Annotated in this window: 1 protein-coding gene and 5 pseudogenes; 2 read left to right on the top strand and 4 right to left on the bottom strand. The window is 63.0% G+C overall.

Annotated elements, in window-relative coordinates; translation table 11 throughout:
* Positions 1 to 320 (top strand): CBS domain-containing protein (locus M727_RS38675; RefSeq protein ID WP_036264295.1); only part of this gene is annotated, 320 nt, incomplete at its 5' end.
* 160 nt (positions 321 to 480) lie between these two features.
* Here the strand turns inward: M727_RS38675 and M727_RS43620 are convergent.
* From M727_RS43620 to M727_RS41150, 3 pseudogenes are all read right to left on the bottom strand, one after another.
* A pseudogene (locus M727_RS43620) lies at positions 481 to 597 on the bottom strand (integrase); the annotation flags it as partial.
* 67 nt (positions 598 to 664) lie between these two features.
* Positions 665 to 1,231: pseudogene (locus tag M727_RS41155) on the bottom strand (integrase); the annotation flags it as partial.
* A gap of 492 nt (positions 1,232 to 1,723) precedes the next feature.
* Positions 1,724 to 2,205, bottom strand: a pseudogene (locus tag M727_RS41150) (IS110 family transposase); the annotation flags it as partial.
* Between the two features lie 161 nt (positions 2,206 to 2,366).
* On the opposite strand from M727_RS41150, the pseudogene M727_RS41145 reads away from it, so the two are divergent.
* Positions 2,367 to 2,637, top strand: a pseudogene (locus M727_RS41145) (IS110 family transposase); the annotation flags it as partial.
* 273 nt (positions 2,638 to 2,910) lie between these two features.
* Here M727_RS41145 and M727_RS42675 read toward each other — a convergent pair.
* A pseudogene (locus tag M727_RS42675) lies at positions 2,911 to 3,199 on the bottom strand (LysR family transcriptional regulator); the annotation flags it as partial.

The raw sequence follows: 3,199 nt of genomic DNA, 5'->3' as shown, positions 1-3,199 counted from the left end.
ATGAGGCCAGAAAGCAGCTGCTCGATCACAACATCCGCACCTTGCCGGTGACCGACGCCGAAGGCCGGCTGGTGGGTGCGGTTGGCTTGCGCGAGCTGACGAAGGCAACCGATACGGTGAAGGGCGTGATGTCGAAGGCTGACACCGCCTCTCCCGACAAGCCGGCGATGCGCCTGCTTCCCGTGCTCACCGACGGCCGCAGCCATGCCGTAGTCATCGTCGATGCCGAGCGACGCATCCTTGGCCTGATCACCCAAGCCGACCTGCTGGCGGCGGCAGCGCGCGTGCACATGGCAGACACAACGCTCTCACCGGCGTAAAATAGTGATCCGGTTTGCTCAATCCGGGAGCCTTTTGCCGACAGTCGCATCCAATCCATAAAAGACCGTGTGCTCGCAGGGCCGCGGTGACGAAGCCAGCAACGTTAGTTGGAGGCTGTGGCACCGAGCGGTGCTAGCTGCTGAATGGCTTCCGGCAGCGGATGCCGCGACGGGCGATTTCGGTGAGATAGCCGGACCGCAGGCCGTGGGCACTGAAGGCGTTTGTGTCGAGCCCGGCCGCGGCGACGCGGCGTTTCAGGATCAGATTGACCGCCTGTAATCCAGCCCGCAATTTTGACCTAACGGTTTCAGGCCGGCGGCAGGGGAGGGGCCTTTAAAGCCCTGAGCTGCTTTTGCACATAGCGTTCCTCGACGTCGGCCAAGGAGGCGAGGCCTGACCGGAGCGAATGCCCGGAAAACAGCAGCTCACGTTCTCCTTCCGGAAGATCGGAGCGGACGCCGGCGGCGAGTGCGGTCTGCTTGACCAGGCGAGCGACATGCTTATCGGAAAGCCGCCCGACATCGACAGTTTTGTTGTCCCGAAAAATGCGCCGGAAGAGGGCCTCGCGCGATGCGGCCGGGGCGGATCCAGGTGTCGAGCGCGAGGGCGGGGCAGGAGAGGTCGCTGGAGCCGCGGCCGACCTCAACCTCACGCAAGCCCGTGTTGCCGCGCAGGACCAGGATTCCTTTGTCAGGAAAGATCTCGACCCAGCCGCTGCCGTCGTTGTGGCCCCCCACAATATGGTCGTCGCGGACGACGTCGAGGCCGACGATCTCCGAGCGCCGCAGGCCGCCGGCGAGCACGCTGGCGATATGGCGGTCGGCGCGGTCGAGGACAAAACCGCGCTCGGTAACGTTCCAGGCCAGGCGGACAGACGGCGCTCGATCCTCGCGACCGAGAGGGCAGGGGCTTTGCGCTTCGCAGGCGATTGCCGCCGCGGACTCCCCGTAATCCGGCGCCAATCATTGCGCCCGTCGAACGATGCGGATGATGCGTGACAGGTGGCGCTCCCCGTCGCCTTGCCACGCGACGGCTTTTCCAGGGCGGCAAAGGCGGGTCCTGCCGCATGCTTTCCGGTAGCGCCAGCCGCCCACTCCGAGCTGCTTGCGCCATCATAGACCTGCCAGCGCGTCACCCCGTATTTGCGCACCATCTCCGAACGCGCACGCGCGCATAAGGCTCTCGGCCACGATCCGCGCCTTCTCTGCCTGCGAGCGCTGCCGCCGCCCTGTCCCGACCTTCAATCACTTCAAGGCGGCCGGCAAACCCACTGTTTGAGCCGTCCAAATACCATGTGATCTCGCGCACCTTCGATGCTGCTTGCTCCAGCCGGTACTGCTTCGCCTTGCCTACTTGGACGGATGACAGGTCCATGCGCTCTCGACCAGCATATGGCGAACCCTTTCGACACGCGCACCGCTTCGACCATGGAGTGCGATCTGACGCGCGGGATATCGAACGGCTGCTCCTGCAGCCAGCGCAGATAGCGCAGCGTCCAGCCCTTCTTGCGCGGATAGATACGACAGTGGTTGAGCATGAAGGCGCTGACATGCTGCCGGTGAACGAGCAGCGTCTCGACTGCAGCTGCCCGGGCGCGGACAAGATCCCGCATGGCCTCGTGACTTTCATCGGGAACCCACAGTTGGCCGGCGCGCAGCAGTCTGGCCAGGGAAAGAGCATCCCGGCGGTTCGTCTCACCCGATCGCCGGGCTTCCTTGGGATCAGCGATGGGGCGACCACCATGCATTCATGGCCGAGCGATCGGATCAGCCGATAGAGACCATAGCCGGTCGGGCCGGCCTCGTAACAGAAATACACCCGATCAAACTTGGCGGCGATCCGCTGGACAACACGGCGCATACTCACGTCCGACGCATCAATCTCCACGGGGATCGGCTCGGCCCGCCCGAGATGAGGTATTCGGCTTGAGCCTGATCTTCGGGCGACAATGCATGGTGGACAGGTTGAAGGTGCTGCGCTTCGAGCTGATGGTTAAACGTGGTCTGCATGCCCGCAGCCACAAGCATCACAGGGAGAAGCGCAGCATGAAACATTATGCCGGATTGGACGTCGCGGTGAAAGAGACCGCGATTTGCATCGTCGACGAAACCGGCAAGATCTGCCGGGAGATGAAGGTGGAGAGCCATCCCGAGGATCTTGTGCGGGTGCTCTCGGATCCTGCCTGGACTTGAGCGGATCGGGCTTGAAGCCGGGCCATTGTCGCAATGGCTGTTCAGCGGCCTGGCCGAAGCCGGCCTGCCGGTGGTGTGCATCGAAACCCGCCACGCCAAGGCCTTCCTGGAGGCGCAGCCGAACTCCAGCTGCGCGAGCAAGCCCATAAGGCGTAGGCACGCGCAGCTACCGTCGCTGCCGCGCCGGCTTTTCCATGCGGCGCACCCTCTCCAAACCGCTGATGATGTTTTCGAAACACGTCGGTGATGTCACGGTACCAGTCTATTACGCGGCCGGACGGGCCCGCTATGGTCTCCGCAATACAAACACTCCTCAGACAGGCTGGGTCAAGCGCAAGGGCATCCGGGCGGAGACGTTCTTGGGTTACTGACGGCTGGCCCAAAATACGCATTGAATCTAGGAGCTCTTGGGGCCTGCAACAGCCTCTCGGTGAGAAGCCATGCGGGACGCCTCCTGGAACAATATCTCGCGCATCCAGATGCTCGCCGAATCGCTATTATGAAGAGCGGGCCATTGTACGGCCTCGGTGAATACGGGAAGCGGCCGCGGAAGGTCGACGATCCGCAGGGGTATCGATTTTGCAAAATGCTTAACCAGCCGTAACGGTACCGTCGCTATACGGTCGGTGCCTGATAGCACGGGCGGGATCATGCTAAAATTCTGCACGACGACTTCGATACGTCTC

It is taken from the genome of Mesorhizobium sp. WSM2561, from assembly GCF_000513915.1.
Lineage (GTDB): Bacteria > Pseudomonadota > Alphaproteobacteria > Rhizobiales > Rhizobiaceae > Mesorhizobium > Mesorhizobium muleiense.
Note: the sequence above shows the minus strand (reverse complement) of the source record. Positions and strands in the feature narration are given on the sequence as shown.